Raw genomic sequence first — 16474 nt, 5'->3', positions numbered from 1 at the left:
CAGAGCCTCAGAAGGCCACTTTCGGCACCTGGCGGGCCTCCGGAGACTCAAGCTCCAGTTGGGAGGTTTCCTTGAACGCAAACAGGCCGGCAATAAGGTTGTTGGGAAACTGTTCGCGGAAAATGTTGTAGCTCATTACGCCGTCATTATAGGCCTGCCGGGCAAAGGAAACCCGGTTTTCGGTGCTTGAAAGCTCTTCCATCAATTGCTGGATGGTCTCATTGGCTTTCAGGTCCGGATAATTCTCTGCCACAGCATAAAAGTTGGCGAGGGCTTTGGTGAGCAGGTTTTCGGCACCACCAAGGCGCTGGATTTTGGTGCCGTCTCCGGGATCTTTGGCGGCATCTTTCTGGGCGCTGACGGCGCTGTTTCTGGCTTCCGTAACCTGAGTCAGCGTTGACTTCTCGTGCGTAAGGTAGGCTTTGGCCGCTTCGACCAGGTTGGGAATCAGGTCGTGCCTGCGTTGGAGCTGAACGTCAATCTGGGCAAAACCATTTTTGAACTGGTTACGCAGAGACACCAAGCGGTTGTAGATAACAACCAGATAGATTGCCGCGATGGCAATAACGATCAGACCGATAACGGTAGTGCCCATGGCAACTCCTCACAGGTAATGGTTCAGGTATTATTTTCCAGAATCTTCTGGTGGAATCCCTGAACAAAGGTCTCAAAATCCGCAGGGCGCAGAGGTTTGCTGAAGAAATACCCTTGTGCCAGTTTGCAACCACGCTGGCTGAGATAATATTCCTGTTCCGCGGTTTCCACGCCTTCCGCAACCACTGTCATGTTGAGACTTTTGCCGAGGTCGATAATGGTGTTGGCAATTTGAGTGTCTTCCTCGTTAACCAACAGATCCCGTATAAACTGTTTGTCGATTTTCAGGTGCTGAACCGGCATTTTTTTCAGGTAAGTAAGGGACGAGTAGCCGGTGCCGAAGTCATCTACGGCGATGCTGATGCCGGCCCGGTTCAGGGCGTACAGCTTGGCGACGGCGTCCGCCAGGTTGGTCATGAAACTGGTCTCTGTGACTTCCAGCTCCAGCCGGCCTGCAGGAATGTTGTGGCGTTTCAGCGTACCCAGTATGTCATCCACAATCCGATCCTGGCGTAATTGCACCGCAGAAAGGTTGACGGCGATACGCAGAGGCAGCCCCTTATCTGCCCACAACTTGGCCTGCAGGCACGCCTGTTCCAGCACCCATTGGCCAATTTCTACAATGGAGCCGTTGTTTTCCGCGAAGGGAATAAAGTAGTCCGGCGGAACCAGGCCGCGCACGGGGTGCTCCCAACGCAGCAGTGCTTCTGCACCAATGACCCGTTTCGTTAAAAGGTTTATCTGTGGCTGGTAAACCAGATGGAACTGGTGAAGGGCCAAGGCCTGAGAAAGATCTTTCTCAAGTTGTTTGCGATCCCGGATTTCCTGATCGATGCTTGCCACGTAAAACTGGAAGTGGTCGCGGCCCTTTTGCTTGGCCAGCATCATGGTTTGTTCGGCGCTTTGTAACAGTCGGTCTGGCTGGATGGCGTCGGATGGGTAAAGGGCGATGCCAAGAGTAGCCGTGATGGAAATGTTCTGACCTTCCACCCCTATGCTCTCGCTGATTCCAGCCAGAATGGCTTCTGCAGTGTCAGCCGCCTGAAAACCGTCTTTGAGCCCTTTCTCGACAATAACAAACTGATCACCCCCAAGCCTGGCTACTGCAAAGCGGGAGCCGTTCAGGCTGTTTGTGAGCCGGTCTGCAACGGTTTGCAGGGTCTGATCTCCGGTTCGAAAACCGCATTGATCGTTTATGGATTTGAAATCATCGATGCCGCAAACGATCACGGATAGCAGGGTATGGTTTCGTTTCGATTCTTCGAGGTCAGTCTTTAACAGCTCCATAAAGCTGTCCCGGCTAAGCAGTCCGGTCAATTGGTCGTAGCGCGCAAGCCGGTTTACTTTGTCTTCGGCTTCACGATAGCGCTTCTGGCTGTCACCAATGGCAGTAAGCAGGGTGTTGGTCGCACTCACCCAAAGCCCGAGTTCGTCTTTCTCATGGCCTGCAGGTTTGTCGATCAGACGGTCATCCGGACGTGCCGGGTCGACCTGCTTTACAGAATGCACAATGCGCAACAGCGGGCGGGTCAGCAACATGTGAAAGACGAAGAACAGCACCATGCCGAGAATCACCGCCGTGGCAATGACCGAGGTAAAGGTGACCATGGCCCGACTCAGCCACATATGCGCTGCCGGTAAGGTATCGTAGTGAACGACGAAATAACCGTATACCGTGTCGGAATTGCCTTTGCGTGCCAATTCTGTACGGAATTCGCGATCGGCACCGAAAATCCAGTTAATCAGCGGTCGGAAAGCGCTTTCAGTCAAGGGGCGTGCACGACTGCTCAGGGGCTCGTCATTGGTGTGAAGAATCTGAGCGAGGTACACCGCTTCCCGCTCAAACAGGCCGTCGACCACCTGTTTTGCCAGGTCTGCGTCTATGCTGAACACGGCTTGGGTGGCCGCATCTTTAACCATGGCAATGGTCTGGTTGGCCTGGCTGTCCAGATCTTCTGATACGCGATGGGCATCCAGCACCACCTGAATGGCACTGAGGACCACGCCACTGATCAGCGCAACCGCGAGTATCCACCGAAGGATGCGGTAGCCAAGGCGATTTTCGACCTTAAAAGATGTTTGCATTCAGACCTGTAGCCTGTTTACCAGGCGCCCGTATTCTTGTAGCCCAAAAGTGCCGGCGGCTCAACATAACACATTGCCGACAGTACGGATTAGGATTCAGGTTAAGCAGCACTTCATACTGTATCAGTGATTATTTCAATTACTTGAGAATACTGACGTTTCAATTTGTAAATATAGAGAACCGTCAGACAAAAAACGCCCGCTTGAAGCGGGCGTTTTGCATTCAGCCGTTGCCGGTTTCGTCTGAGCAACGAGTCAGGATGATCAGGCCAGGTTTTCGTTTACGAAATCCCAGTTGACCAGATTCCAGAATGCTTCCAGATAGTTCGGGCGAGAGTTGCGATAATCAATGTAGTACGCATGCTCCCATACATCCACGGTCAGCACAGGTTTGTCAGCGCCGGTCAGCGGTGTTTCGGCATTGCTTGTGTTGGCAATGGCAACGCTGCCATCGGCTTTCTTGACGAGCCAGGTCCAGCCGGAACCGAAGTTGTTGGCGGCCTTGTCGTTGAATTCTTTCTTGAAGTTATCGAATGAACCGAAGGCTTTTTCGATCGCTTCTTTAGCCGCACCTTTAGGTTCGCCGCCGCCGTTCGGGCTCAGGCAGTGCCAGTAGAAGGTGTGGTTCCATACTTGTGCTGCGTTGTTGAACAGCGGGCCACTGGCGCTTTTGATAATGTCTTCAAGCGACTTGTTGGCGTTGTCAGTACCTTCAAACAGGCCGTTGAGCTTGGTTACATAGGTGTTGTGGTGCTTGCCATAATGGTATTCGAGGGTTTCAGCAGAGATGTGTGGTTCCAGTGCGTTCTTTTCGTAAGGTAATGCTGGAAGTTCAAATGCCATGAGATCGTTCTCCCTGGTCTCTCTTATGGTGAGTGTTACTGCTCTAATATAGGGGCGATTTGAGCGATATCAACCCCACAAGCTGATTCAGCCTTTCCGGTTCAATGAACTGGTGAATTCCGGGCTGCCGGGCAGGAACTGCACGCAGTTTCTTACCCGCCACACCAGTTCTGCGTAGCTATCCGCCAAAACGTTAACGTGGCCAAGCTTTCGGCCCGGCCGTTCACCTTTGCTGTACAGATGAACATGAGCGTAAGGCAGTTCCAGCAGGCGATCAACTTCGCCATGTTCACCGATGATGTTAATCATGCAGCTCAGGCCACGGGGTTCAACGCTGCCCAGCGGGTGCCCGCTCACGGCTCGGATGTGGTTCTCGAACTGGCTGGTCATCGCGCCTTCGATGGTCCAGTGCCCCGAGTTATGAACCCGCGGCGCCATCTCGTTTGCCACCAGCCCTTCGGAAGTTTCAAATAGCTCGAGCGTAAGTACACCTACGTACCCGAGTTCGTTGAGCAGAGCTTTGATATAGCGCTCCGCATCTTCCTGAACGTGTTTTTCCAGTTTCGGTGCAGGAGCAATCGAGTACCGCAAAATGCCGTCGTGATGAACGTTTTCGGCGATGGGGTAGAAAGCCAACTGGCCGTCTTCTGCCCGCACGGCAATGATGGAAACTTCGCGGCTGAACTCAACAAACTTCTCCACCATCAGTCGCGGGTGACCAATGGACTCCCAGGCTGCTTCGGCGTCTTCCGGGGTTTTCAGGACGGCTTGGCCTTTGCCGTCGTAGCCGTCGGTGTTGGATTTGGCAACGACCGGGCAGCCCAGGCTTTCGGCAGCGGCTTTGAGGGATTCGGCGCTGTCGGCAATCTTCCATTGGGGTGTGGGGATTCCAAGGTCACCGAACAGTGTCTTCTCGGCTTCGCGGTTCTGGCACACCTGCAGGGCGCGGGGGCAGGGGTGAACCGGCTTATCTTTCGCCAGTTTTTCTGCAACTTCGACAGGCAGGTGTTCAAATTCGTAGGTGACCCGATCGACCCGCGACAGGAAGTCGTCCAGGTATTTGCCTTCGCGATCAATGATGACTTCACCCAACCCGGCACTGGGGCTGCCTGACATGTCATAGAAAACAAAGGTTTTGGCCAGCGGATATCCGGCGAGGGCAAGCATTCTTCCCAGTTGACCGGCGCCTAGTACACCAATTCTCATTTGTGTTCTCCTGCCGCTGTTGGGCATTTTACTTTGGGTGGTCAGCACGGCCGGGGCGAGGCTTTCCAAAACACGCTGTGAATACGTCCGTGTACGCTTGGCTCCGCCATCCCTGGCTCCGCACAGTTTTGGAAAGCCTCGCCCCAGCCGCGCGGTCGGAACTGGTCAGTGGATTCACTGCTCTTTTGGATCGGGATTATCCAGAATCGTTTGGGTCTGTGTTGCACGGAACTCATCAACGGCTTTACGAACGCCTGTATCAGAGGTTCCGATTATCTGCGCTGCCAACAGGCCTGCGTTGGTGGCACCGGCGTTGCCGATAGCCAGGGTGCCTACGGCAATGCCACCGGGCATTTGAACGATAGAGAGCAGTGAGTCGAGTCCGCTGAGCGCTTTGGATTGAACGGGTACGCCCAGTACCGGTAAGGATGTCTGTGATGCGACCATGCCGGGCAGGTGAGCTGCGCCGCCGGCACCTGCGATGATGACTTTCAGCCCGCGGCCGGAGGCTGTTTTTGCGTAGTCGAAAAGCAGGTCCGGGGTGCGGTGGGCCGAGACGACTTTGGTTTCATAGGCGACGCCGAGTTTTTCGAGCATGTTGGCGGCGTGTTCCATGGTGGGCCAGTCGGATTTGGAGCCCATGATAAGTCCTACAAGCGGCTGCATACGCAACTGTCCTGTGATAATTGGAAAGCCGGCCATTGTATGTTTTGGCTATCTACCATGCAAGGAAGGTCTTTCTGTGCATGGCGCGGTTGGGGCTTTGTCATTTCAACCTATCAACAACTGCATGTATTATCGGTGGCAATTAATTAAACCGTCCATATTCAGGAGCTGTAATGGAACCCATCCGTCCAGATGACGATGAACTGAGAGCCGAACGGCCTTTTGGTGCCGCTGAGCAGAAGGCGCCAGCCCAGAAGAAACCGAAATCGTCAGCCGAGGCTGTAGGTGGGAAGTCCAAGCCACCGAAGCCGGTAAAGGGCAGCGATAACAGTAACGGAGGCGGTCGGTCGGGGTTGGCGGTTTTGTGGTTGCTGGTTATTGCGGTGGCTATTGCGTCAGTGGCGGGGTGGTATTCTCAGAATCAGCGGATTCAGGTGCTGGAAAGTCAGCTTGAGGAGGCGGATTACTGGGCGCGTCAGAGCAAGCTGGCGCTGGCGAGGTTTGAAGGTGATCTGTCAGAAACAGGGGAGAGTCTGCAGGAGCGCGGTGCGTCCCTGACGGATCAGATTGAATCCCAGAAGAAGCAGCTGAATGAGGCAAACAGTGAGATCCGCAAGCTGTGGGTCATTGCAAACGAGCGTAACAAGAAGCGGCTGGATGATCACCAGGAGCGGGTTGCAGCTGCCGAGGCAGGGATCGCGGAAAGCAAAAAGGCATTGGCGGATGTGGGCTCTGCGGTTGAGAAAGTCCGGACGTCCCTGGGTGCGGATCTGGCCTCGTTAACGAAGCAGACAGAGACGTCGGTTGCGGCTTTGGAAGACGCAAACCGGCAGGCGACGGAGCAGTTGACGGCTCTGAGCAAGCAGTTGGCGGATGTGGATCAGGTTGTTGAGCGGCGGGTGCGCCGTTTTGAACAGGAGCAAAAGCTTGGGATCAGTGGCATGGAAGGGCGGCTATCTGTACTGGAGAAGAAGCTGGCAGGCCTGTCCGGCAATGCTGGTGATCAGGCGCTCAAAAATGAGCTGGCAGCGGTGAAGAAGAACGTTCAGGCGATTGACTCTTCCCGTGCCCAGCTTACGTCACGCCTTGTACGCTTGTCGGAGGAGGTGAATCAGCTTCGTAGTCAGCTATCGAGCCGGTAACTGATTTCCGGAAAAAGATTTGACACCGCCGGGCAAATGCTTAAAATGCGCCTCTCACTTGGTCGAGCAACGACGTCTGTCAGCAGGCATCACCAGCGCTATCAAGTGAGTGCCTTTGAAAGGTGCCAGAGTGGGTGGTTAGCTCAGCTGGGAGAGCATCGCCCTTACAAGGCGAGGGTCACTGGTTCGATCCCAGTACCACCCACCATTTTCTTTCAGGGCAGGCATCGGGCGTTTGAGTTCGATGCGCGATTCAGGCTTAATGCCGGATCGATGTGGAGCGGTAGTTCAGTTGGTTAGAATACCGGCCTGTCACGCCGGGGGTCGCGGGTTCGAGTCCCGTCCGCTCCGCCACTATTTATTGATTTATTCCCGGGTGGTTAGCTCAGCTGGGAGAGCATCGCCCTTACAAGGCGAGGGTCACTGGTTCGATCCCAGTACCACCCACCAGATTCCGAAAAAGGGCAAGTCCATTGGACTTGCCCTTTTTTATTACTTGCCGATCAGTGACTGACCACACACACGCACAACGTTCCCGTTAACGCCGCCAGAAGCAGGGCTGCAATACCAGGCGATGGTTTCTGCAACATCCACAGGCTGTCCGCCTTGAGACAGGCTGTTCATTCGCCTTCCAGCTTCGCGCAAGGTCAGAGGCATGGCCGCTGTCATCTGGGTTTCAATAAAGCCCGGGGCTACGGCGTTGATGGTAATACCGTTCTTGACCTGTTTTGCCATGGCTTCCACGTAGCCGATGACACCGGATTTGGCCGCAGAATAGTTGGTCTGTCCGAAGTTGCCGGCGATGCCGCTGATGGACGAGATGCAGACAATGCGGCCACCTTCGCGAAGTAGCTCCCGATTCATGAGTTCATCGTTGATGTGCTCTTCTGCGGTCAGGTTAACTGCGATGGTCATATCCCAGAAATGCTCGGGCATGTTACCCAGGGTTTTGTCGCGGGTAATGCCGGCGTTGTGAATGACCAGATCAACTCCGCCAAAATGCTTTTCAACAAAGTCTGCGATTTTTGCCGGCGCGTCGTTGGCGGTGATGTCGCAGGAAAGGGCTTTGCCTTTGATGGCGCGCATCACGTTTTCCAGATCTGCCATGGCAGGTTCAATGTCCAGCCCGACTACCGTGGCGCCATCCCGGGCCAGAATTTCTGCTATGGAAGCGCCGATTCCCCTCGATGCGCCTGTGACCAGCGCTACTTTTCCCGAAAGCGGAGCAACCGGGTTGGTTGTTGGCGCGCTAGTGGTCTTGCCAATGCGCACAACCTGGCCAGAAACGTAAGCCGACCGGGCAGAGAGGAAGAAGCGAAGGCTGGACTCCAGCTGTTTTTCGGCATTGGGCGCCATCCAGAGCAGATTCGCAATTGCGCCTTTTTTACCAATTTCCTTGCCGACACTGCGAGTAAAGCCTTCGAGAGCCTGTTGTGCTGCTGCCTGGGGCGCTTTGCGGCAAGTGGCCGGATCCTGGCCTACGATCACAACACGGGCGTTAGCACCGAGTTTTTTGATGGTGGGGTGGAAAAAGTCGTACAGAGCGCGAAGGTCTCCGGGGCTCTTCAGGCCGGTGGCGTCGAAAACCAGAGCGGAATATTTTGTTTCCGTGTCTGAAGCCAACTCAAGCGCCTGCGCTTTATTACCGGCTTTTGATGAGTCTTCCAGAGTTGCTTTGCCGCTGGCATGATAAAGAGTCGCGGCACTGGCGCTGAGAACGCCACCAATCGTTGCAATAGCTTTGCCGCCATTGCCTGCGCCAACCAGCACGTTGCCTTCAATAAAAGGCTGATCGGCGCGCTTGAGTCGTTTCAGTGGCACCGGTGAGGGCAGGCCGAGGGACTGCGCGGCGGTTTTACCAACCGATGTGTTAACAAGTTTAAAGTAGATGTCAGACATGGCTTCGTCCTTGCGTTGCTATGGTGTGTGGAGCATGTTGGTTAACAGAGTAAAGAATCCGCCAGCTATTTGATTGACTCAATGCCTATGAGGCTTTGTCAGGCATGCCAATGAGACCTTGGTGGTTGACGCTAGACTGCCCTCAACTCCAGAAAACTTGAAGAAAGGATATCATCATGTCACAGGCTCAAAAGTCCAACCAGAAGAAACCCTCGACTATGAAAGCGGCGGAGAAGGGCGCCAGTGGCGTTCGCCGCGTTGCCGTTATTGGCGGCAACCGGGTTCCTTTTGCCCGCTCTAATACGGCCTACAGCAAGATCAGTAATCAGGAGTTGCTGACCTCCGCGTTGCGCGGGCTTGTGGATCGTTTCGGCCTTCAGGGGCAGCGCCTTGGTGAAGTGGTTGCCGGCGCCGTAATCAAACACTCCAGAGACTTTAACCTCACCCGGGAAGCTGCAATGAGTTGCGGGCTGGCGCCAGAAACACCGGCATACGACATTCAACAGGCGTGCGGCACCGGGTTGGAGGCGGCGATTCTGGTAGCCAACAAGATCGCCCTTGGGCAGATTGAGTGTGGCATTGCGGGTGGCACAGATAGCACCTCGGATGCGCCAATTGGTGTCAGCGAAGGCCTGCGGGAAATTCTGCTTGATCTGAACCGGGCCAGGACGACCGGCGACCGGTTGAAGATTCTCAGCCGTTTGCGCCCCAACCACCTTAAGCCAGACGTACTGCAAAACGGAGAACCCCGTACTGGCATGTCCATGGGTGAGCACGCGCAGGTAACTGCACATGAATGGTCTATCCCGCGAGATGAACAGGATCTGCTGGCATGGGAAAGCCACAAGAAGTTGGCTAAAGCGTATGAAGAAGGCTTCTTTGATGACTTGATAACATCGCTGGCAGGACTTGAGAAAGACAATATTCTGCGCCCGGACACCACACTGGAAAAGCTGGCAACACTGAAGCCGGTTTTCGATCGCGAGAATGGCACCATGACGGCTGCTAACAGTACCGCATTGACCGATGGTGCCGCTTGCGTGCTGCTGGCCAGTGAAGAATGGGCAAAGGCCAATAACTTCGAGGTAAAAGCCTGGCTGACTTTCTCGGAAGTGGCTGCAGTTGATTTTGTGGATAAAAAAGAAGGGCTGCTCATGGCTCCGGCTTATGCGGTACCGCGTCTCCTGGAGAAAGCCGGCCTTACGCTGCAGGATTTTGATTTTTATGAAATCCACGAAGCATTTGCATCGCAGGTTCTTTCAACGCTCAAAGCCTGGGAAGATCCTGCTTTCTGTAAAGACAAGTTGGGCTTGAACAAGCCGCTAGGCAGCATCGATCGCAACAAGCTGAACGTGAAAGGCAGCAGCCTTGCCACCGGCCACCCGTTCGCTGCGACCGGCGGGCGTATTGTGGCCACGCTTGCCAAGCTGCTGGAAGAGAAGGGCAGCGGGCGCGGCCTGATTTCCATCTGCGCAGCCGGTGGCCAGGGCGTAACGGCTATTCTGGAGCGATAAGTTACTGGAAAGTCGGAATAGTCTTTGACAGATTGGTTTGGGCTCCGTAGTATGCGCACCTCGGTGATCGAGAGGTTGCCAACCAGTTTGATGCGGGGTGGAGCAGTCTGGTAGCTCGTCGGGCTCATAACCCGAAGGTCGTAGGTTCGAATCCTGCCCCCGCTACCATATAAAACAAAGGCAGATCAGTAACTTACTGGTCTGCCTTTTGTGTGTTTAGCGTGATATTCAGTTCACCAGTATCCGCTCAAGTGCCGCACGGATTTCGCCGGGTATGGGGGTCGATGCATTTTTCTTGCGGTCCACAAATACGTGCACAACCTGCCCGAATGCCGCCGCTTCGGGATCGCCTTCTCTGAAAATGCCAACCTCGTAAGTCACCGAACTTCCTCCGATTTTCACCACACGGAGCCCTGACTCGATAGCCTCAGGATAGGCTACCGGTTTTCGGAACTGACAGTTTGAGCTGACGATATATCCGACGACGGGGGCGTTGTGGATATCCAGGCCTCCCTCATCGATCAGATACTGGTTTATGGCGGTGTCGAAGTAGGAATAGTAGGTGACATTATTGATGTGTCCATACACATCGTTGTCCATCCATCGCGTGGTGACGGGATAAAAAACGGTGAAGTCTTCTCGTTCCAATGTCGGGCTCCTTCGTTTAATCAAACAGAACAACCTGGCGGACGGCCTTGCCCGAGGCCAGGTTATCAAATCCTTCGTTAATCTGATCCAGCGTCAGGGTACCACTAAGCAGTTTGTCCACCGGCAGTTTACCCTGACGGAACAGGGTGACATAGCGGGCAACATCACGCACGGGTACACAACTGCCCACGTAGCTGCCTTTCAGGGTCCGTTCCTCGGCAACCAGACTGACCTGCTGAATGGCGACTTTCTTTTCCGGATGGGCCAGGCCGCCGGTGACGGTGGTGCCACCACGGCGGGTGATCTGGTATGCGAACTCCAGGGCCTTTTCGGAGCCGGCCATTTCGATGGCGCAGTCCACGCCGCCACTGGTCAGGGTTTTGATTTTGTCCATGCACCCTTCTTCGCCGGAGTTGAAAATGTGGGTGGCGCCCAGCTCCTTCGCCAGTGCGAGCTTGCTGTCGTCCAGGTCGATCGCAATCACCTCCCCAGCTCCGGCCACCAGGGCACCCAGTACGCTGTTCAGGCCTACACCCCCAAGGCCAATGACGGCCACGGTCTGACCGGCTTTGATGTTGGCGGAGTTGATGGCGGCACCGACGCCGGTCAGTACCGCACAGCCGAACAGGGCCGCGTGATGCAGGGGCAGTGCTGGATCGACCTTGACCAGGGAGTTCCGCGACACCACCGCATGATCGGCAAAGGCAGAAACCCCCATATGATGATTGACGGTGGTGCCATCTGCTCGGTGCAGGCGATGTTCGCCGCAGACCAGGGTGCCGGCGTTATTGGTTTGCGCTGCAGGCTCGCACAGGGCGGGCCGGCCTTCCGCGCAGGGGGCGCAGTGGCCACAGCTGGGTACGAATACGACGACGACATGATCACCTTCTTCCAGGTCGCGAACCCCGTTGCCGACCGATTTCACAATACCGGCCGCTTCGTGGCCCAGGGCCATGGGCACCGGGCGCGGACGGTTACCGTCGATCACCGACAGGTCAGAGTGGCAAAGGCCGGCGGCCTTGATCTGAACCAACACTTCATTATCCCCGGGCGGGTCCAGTTCCAGTTCCTCAATGATGAGCGGTCTGGTGTCCTGATAAGGGCGTTCCGCACCAATGGTCTGTAGAACAGCTGCACGAATTTTCATTGAATTTCTCCTCGATCAATCGTTGTTTGGCTATTAGTCCACCGACACCGGTGTATGTTCACGACCCACCGAAACGGAACCGCGTTCGATTCGCCAAGTGGTGTCTACCAGATCCGCAGAGTGAATGTCGTCTGACTCTGCGATCAATACTGTCAGGCCTTCCCCGCGCAGGTCTGAAATGACGGAAGACAGCCGCTTGGCCAGTACGGGCGCGACCCCTTCGAACGGCTCGTCCAGCAGGATCAGCTCCCGGCCCGGTATCAGGGCGCGGCCCAGGGCGACCAGTTTTTGCTGACCGCCGGAAAGTTGCAGGGCTTTGCGCTCTCCGAAATCGGCGATCTCCGGCATCAGGGAGTAAATCCACTTCAGTCGTTCTTCACCGTCCTTGATTTTATTCGCCCAAGCCGGCATCAGTATGTTTTCGGTGACGGTCAGTTCCGGGATCAGACGGCGGTCCTCCGGCATATAGCTGATCCCCATGCTGGCGCGGTTATAAGACGCATAGCGGGTGAGGTCTTTTCCCTTGAACTCGATTTTGCCAGCGACCGCCGGTAGCAGGCCCATGATGGCCTTGATCAGAGTCGTCTTGCCGGCCCCGTTATGGCCGATCAGACCGGCCATCTCCCCGTCGGGAATGGTCAGGTTTATGTCCCGCAGAATACCGATTTTTTCGATCGAGACGTCAAGGTGGGTGATGTTAAGGCTCATATCAGGCGTCTCCCTGCTCGGTTTGTGGCTGGTGACGTTTACCGGTTACCAATTCCTGGACCTGATCATCCGCCAGAACCTCGTCTACAGCGCCATCCTTGATGACAACGCCGCTGGCGAAGGCCAAAACCCGGGTAACATAGCGCCGGACGATCTCCATGTCGTGCTCGACGAAAAGCACAGTCAGGCCCCGGCGGCGAACTACCTCCATCACGGTATCCATCAAGTTATACTTCTCGTCTGTGCTGACACCGCTGGTGGGCTCATCCAGCAGCAGCATCTTCGGCTCACCCAGCATGGCAATGGCAATATCCAGCAGTTTGCGGGCGCCCTGGGGCATGGCGGTGACCATTTCATCCCGGTATTGGGTGATGTTCATCTGTTCGAGAATCTCGTCTGCCGCCGAAATACGTTCCGGCGTCCGCACCGCGCGGATCATGTTGAGCTGCCTGCCTTCAGCGGCAGACAGAGCAATTGCGAGATTGTCCACCACGGACAATTCCAGAAACAACTGTGGAATCTGGAACGAGCGAGCAAGGCCGCGACGCATAAGTTTCCGGGGGCCTAGACTCCCGATGGGCTGGCCATCGAAGTTGATGACACCCGAGGAGGGGGGCAAGTAACCGGTGACCATGTTGATAAACGTAGTCTTACCGGCGCCATTCGAGCCGATGACCCCGACGATTTCCCCGTCGGTGATGGTGACGTTGATGTCCTCTGCGGCAACCACGGCGCCAAAATAGCGTGACAGGCCTTCCGTTTTCAGTATGTCAGTCATGCTTCAGCCCTCCGCTTACGGGTAAACAGGCTCCAGATGCCTTTGGGCAGGAACAGGATGATCAACAGCAGAACAATGCCCAGAATGAGCTGCCAGGAGTTAGGGAACAGCTCAACTGCGTAGGTTCTCACCAGAATAAAGATGAACGCCGCAATAAACGGTGCTGCAACGTGGCCCGTCCCACCAAGCAGTGCAATGAATACAAACTCACCGGAAATCGTCCAGTAAGCCATGGTGGGGTCGACATGTCCGGCGGTCAGGGCGGTCAGTGACCCGCCAATGGATCCCAGGGCGGCAGCAATGACGTAATTGATATACAGAACCTGGCGCCGCGAGATACCCATATATTCGACGCGAACCTCGTTCTCGCGGATCGCCTCGCAAGCCAGCCCGATACTGGACTGGAAGTAGCGGTTCAGGAACAGTGCCGCGGCCAGGGCCAGAACAATGGCCAACCAGAGGCCGGTGGCGCTCTCGTGACCCGGGTCTGGCTGATAACCCAGGATCGACCAGTTCACCACGCCAAAACCATCGGTACTGCCCAGCCCGTGACTTTTCACCAGGACCCCGTAGAGGATCATGGAAAAGGCCAGCGTGAGCATCGCGAAAAAGATTTCCCGGTAGCGCGTCAACAAAAGCCCAAGCACCATGGCCAGTGCAACGGTTGCTACGATGCCCATGCCAACGAGGGCCAGTGCATCGGTGACGCCAAGGAAGCGCCCGCCGAGACCGACCGCATACCCGCCGATACAATAGAACAGCCCCTGACCGAAGGAAACCAGGCCGGCGCGCATCAACATGACCACACCCATGACCACGAGGGCGGCAGCAATGGCCAGTGTTGACGTAAAGACCAGCCAGTCTGGACTGATGAACGATGACAACCCGAGCACCAGGGCTGTCACAACCAGCAACATTTCTGTTTTTTGCAGACGCATCATATTTTCCTCGCAGTGGCCTGACCGAATAGTCCGTTGGGGCGGAAAATCAGGACCGCGGCCATCACGGCATAAATGATGAACAGCTCCAATTGCGGCATGGTGTGTATCGAGGCCGCTCGCGCAAGGCCGACGATCAGTGCGCCGATGGCGGCACCGGTAATGCTGCCCAGCCCACCGGTCACGACGACCGCGAAGGCGACCACAATAACCTCAACTCCGATTCCGGGAACGACAGAAATAATGGGTGCGGTAAAGCCACCGGCAATCGCACCGAGACCCGCTCCGATTACGAAAGTCATGGTAAACATGCGGCGTACATTCACCCCCATGGCTTCGGACACTTCGCGGTCGTGGATAATGGAACGCAGTATCTTCCCGGTGCGGGTCCGCTCCAGCCAGAACCACAGGATGGCACCCACCACCACGGATACTCCAACCACCATGATCTGATAGCCGGATACGCTCAGCACGCCGAAATTGAAGCGGCCCAGAGCGGCGTAGGGCTGATAGGCAAAATAAGGGGTGGTTCCCCAGACGAGCTTCATAAGGTCTTCGAGGATTAACAACAGGGCAAAAGTGACAATCAGCATCAGCACTTCGTCACGCCCATACATCAGGCGTAAGATTCCCCGCTCCATAATGAAGCCGGCAATGGCTCCGATAACGATGGCGCAGCCGGCAAGCAGGGCGAAGGCAATCCACAGTTGGTCCCCGCCACTGGCGTAATACCAGCCGATGGATGAGGCTGAGGCGTAAGCGCCGAGAGCGTAAAGGCTGCCGTGAGCCATGTTGAGAATTCGCATGACACCATAAATGACGGTCAGACCGGCTGCGACAAGAAACAGCCAGGACGCGTAGATAAGACCGTCTATAAGAATCGCCCAGATGGTTAACATCTGTGTCTACTCCTGTTGGGAAGAGTTCCGGTGCTCCTCTCAGGAACACCGGAACCAGGGTGATGGATCAGTTGCAATCGGCTTCCGGGAAGCCATTCTTGATCCACTCCTGGGCATCATGACCATCGGGTGGAGACACACAGGCACCGGTGTAGGAGCGAATGTTGCGCAGCTCCGGGCCGGTTTCCGGTGAATAGTGGTACTCGCCGTAGAACATCGGTTGCAGAGCCTGATGACCACCGGCCAGGGCCATGCGAACTGTGCCACTCACGGATTCGAAAGTTGCACTTTTAAGCGTAGAGGCCAACTGCTCATTCGACGGCTTACCCTTGGCTCCGGAGTTGTCAGCCGCATACTTCAGTGCCAGCAGAGCCTGGGCCATCTTCGATGAGGGGTAGCTGGGCGGTACGCCATGCTGCGCTTCATAGGCTTTCGAGAACCATTCGCTCAGGTCGTTGTCCGGCATGAAAGCACCGAAGGGCCCGCGACCACCGATAATGGTGCCGTCAGGGGCCTGGTCTTTAAACCGGTTAAAGCCGGATTCGCCGGTGGTCAGCACTGCGGTTGCCTGATCGAGAAGTCCGCGAACATTGGCCTGAGCCACGAACGCCTCCATATCACCACCCCACATACTGGAATGGACGATTTGGGGACGGCTGGTCTGGAGTGCTGAAATCTCGGTGCCGTAACTGCCCTGGAAAATCTGTGGCGTCTGGTTGTCCACAAACTCAGCGTCTGGCATCAACTGCTCCATCGAGAGCCGGAAGTCGTTCCAGGAATCCTGACCCCAGGCATAGTTTTGCTGGATACCAGCCACCCGTGTGATGTCCGGGTGGGTTTCTTTCAAATAGTGGGCGGCACCAACGTTATCAGCCGTGGCATCGAGGCCGGTCCGGAAAAAGTACTTCGGGCTTTCCAGTTCCGGGAAAAGACGCGGCGTACCGCAGTCGAAGGCGATGGTGAACGTCTTCAACTCTTCGGCGACCGGACTGACTGCCAGGCAATCACCGCTTGAGATATAACCGATCACTGCATCGACGTTCTGTCGCTGGACCAGGTTTCGGTATTCCTCCACCTGTTTGGTGGGGCCACCGGCTTCGTCGATGACCACCGACTCCAGTTGCAGGCCATTAATACCCTTGGTGTTGTATGGCGCCGGCAGGGTGCCCTCGTTGATGGCTTTGATCACGGTCTCGGCGGCCTGCGCCGCCGGAACCCCGAACGGTCCGGATGCACCGCCGGACAGGAAGGTCACCAGTCCGACCTTGAACGTGGCTTCCTGGGCGCTGGCAGAGCCCGCGAAGCCAACGATGCCAGTGGAGGCTATGGCCAGAGAGGTGGCGGTGCCCAGTAGCGTCCGCTGCCAGGATTTGGGTTGCAGGGAGTGTCCCATTGTCTTCTCCTTCA

15 protein-coding genes and 4 tRNA genes are annotated in these 16474 nt (G+C 55.9%); 6 read left to right on the top strand and 13 right to left on the bottom strand.

All coding sequences use genetic code 11. The features are described from left to right. Window positions 1–7: 7 nt before the first annotated feature. The 5 genes from ACN0V1_RS12165 to purE form a co-directional block, all read right to left on the bottom strand. Window positions 8–595 carry a LemA family protein gene (locus ACN0V1_RS12165; RefSeq protein WP_417545247.1) on the bottom strand — a complete coding sequence of 196 codons (588 nt, stop codon included), beginning with the start codon at window positions 593–595 and terminating at the stop codon, window positions 8–10. 23 nt (window positions 596–618) lie between these two features. Then, the gene (locus ACN0V1_RS12160; RefSeq protein WP_417545246.1) at window positions 619–2679 is read right to left on the bottom strand and encodes a putative bifunctional diguanylate cyclase/phosphodiesterase; all 2061 of its coding nucleotides are present in this window, start codon (window positions 2677–2679) and stop codon (window positions 619–621) included. Window positions 2680–2943: 264 nt separating this feature from the next. Then, window positions 2944–3522 (bottom strand): superoxide dismutase [Fe], encoded by a 579-nt coding sequence (gene sodB, locus ACN0V1_RS12155; protein WP_417545245.1) that lies wholly within the window; start codon window positions 3520–3522, stop codon window positions 2944–2946. An 87-nt stretch (window positions 3523–3609) separates the two neighbouring features. Further along, entirely contained in the window at window positions 3610–4728 is a 1119-nt protein-coding gene (locus tag ACN0V1_RS12150; RefSeq protein ID WP_417545244.1) for a 5-(carboxyamino)imidazole ribonucleotide synthase, read from the bottom strand. Window positions 4729–4902: 174 nt separating this feature from the next. Then, entirely contained in the window at window positions 4903–5394 is a 492-nt protein-coding gene (gene purE / locus ACN0V1_RS12145; RefSeq protein WP_417545243.1) for a 5-(carboxyamino)imidazole ribonucleotide mutase, read from the bottom strand. A gap of 173 nt (window positions 5395–5567) precedes the next feature. On the opposite strand from purE, the gene ACN0V1_RS12140 reads away from it, so the two are divergent. The 4 genes from ACN0V1_RS12140 to ACN0V1_RS12125 all read left to right on the top strand — a co-directional run bounded on the left by ACN0V1_RS12140 (window position 5568) and on the right by ACN0V1_RS12125 (window position 6986). Continuing rightward, window positions 5568–6536, top strand: coding sequence for a hypothetical protein (locus ACN0V1_RS12140; protein ID WP_417545242.1), 969 nt, complete (start codon window positions 5568–5570; stop codon window positions 6534–6536). A 132-nt stretch (window positions 6537–6668) separates the two neighbouring features. Beyond that, a tRNA-Val gene (locus ACN0V1_RS12135) sits at window positions 6669–6744 on the top strand. A gap of 69 nt (window positions 6745–6813) precedes the next feature. Then, a tRNA-Asp gene (locus ACN0V1_RS12130) sits at window positions 6814–6890 on the top strand. Window positions 6891–6910: 20 nt separating this feature from the next. Further along, window positions 6911–6986 (top strand) — tRNA-Val (locus ACN0V1_RS12125). Window positions 6987–7028: 42 nt separating this feature from the next. On the opposite strand, the gene ACN0V1_RS12120 is transcribed toward ACN0V1_RS12125, so the two are convergent. Beyond that, window positions 7029–8435: a 3-oxoacyl-ACP reductase gene (locus ACN0V1_RS12120; protein ID WP_417545241.1), complete on the bottom strand. Its 1407-nt coding sequence runs from the start codon at window positions 8433–8435 to the stop codon at window positions 7029–7031. 176 nt (window positions 8436–8611) lie between these two features. On the opposite strand from ACN0V1_RS12120, the gene ACN0V1_RS12115 reads away from it, so the two are divergent. Further along, complete coding sequence (locus tag ACN0V1_RS12115; protein WP_417545240.1) at window positions 8612–9949, top strand: acetyl-CoA C-acetyltransferase; 1338 nt, start codon at window positions 8612–8614, stop codon at window positions 9947–9949. Between the two features lie 91 nt (window positions 9950–10040). After that, a tRNA-Met gene (locus ACN0V1_RS12110) sits at window positions 10041–10117 on the top strand. Between the two features lie 60 nt (window positions 10118–10177). Here the strand turns inward: ACN0V1_RS12110 and ACN0V1_RS12105 are convergent. The 7 genes from ACN0V1_RS12105 to ACN0V1_RS12075 all read right to left on the bottom strand — a co-directional run bounded on the left by ACN0V1_RS12105 (window position 10178) and on the right by ACN0V1_RS12075 (window position 16460). Further along, entirely contained in the window at window positions 10178–10597 is a 420-nt protein-coding gene (locus ACN0V1_RS12105; protein WP_339781161.1) for a thioesterase family protein, read from the bottom strand. Between the two features lie 16 nt (window positions 10598–10613). Next, entirely contained in the window at window positions 10614–11744 is a 1131-nt protein-coding gene (locus ACN0V1_RS12100) for a zinc-dependent alcohol dehydrogenase family protein (protein ID WP_417545239.1), read from the bottom strand. A gap of 33 nt (window positions 11745–11777) precedes the next feature. Further along, on the bottom strand, window positions 11778–12452 hold the full coding sequence (locus ACN0V1_RS12095) for an ATP-binding cassette domain-containing protein (protein ID WP_417545238.1): 675 nt from the start codon (window positions 12450–12452) through the stop codon (window positions 11778–11780). Between the two features lies 1 nt (window position 12453). After that, window positions 12454–13230, bottom strand: a complete 777-nt coding sequence (locus ACN0V1_RS12090) for an ABC transporter ATP-binding protein (protein WP_417545237.1) — start codon at window positions 13228–13230, stop codon at window positions 12454–12456. Continuing rightward, window positions 13227–14168, bottom strand: a complete 942-nt coding sequence (locus tag ACN0V1_RS12085) for a branched-chain amino acid ABC transporter permease (RefSeq protein ID WP_417545236.1) — start codon at window positions 14166–14168, stop codon at window positions 13227–13229. Before ACN0V1_RS12085 ends, ACN0V1_RS12090 begins: the two co-directional genes overlap by 4 nt. Beyond that, window positions 14168–15067, bottom strand: a complete 900-nt coding sequence (locus ACN0V1_RS12080) for a branched-chain amino acid ABC transporter permease (RefSeq protein ID WP_273255185.1) — start codon at window positions 15065–15067, stop codon at window positions 14168–14170. Before ACN0V1_RS12080 ends, ACN0V1_RS12085 begins: the two co-directional genes overlap by 1 nt. A 67-nt stretch (window positions 15068–15134) precedes the next feature. After that, window positions 15135–16460 (bottom strand): ABC transporter substrate-binding protein, encoded by a 1326-nt coding sequence (locus ACN0V1_RS12075; RefSeq protein ID WP_417545235.1) that lies wholly within the window; start codon window positions 16458–16460, stop codon window positions 15135–15137. Window positions 16461–16474 lie beyond the last annotated feature (14 nt).

This window comes from Marinobacter sp., from assembly GCF_048266785.1.
Lineage (GTDB): Bacteria > Pseudomonadota > Gammaproteobacteria > Pseudomonadales > Oleiphilaceae > Marinobacter.
Note: the sequence above shows the minus strand (reverse complement) of the source record. Positions and strands in the feature narration are given on the sequence as shown.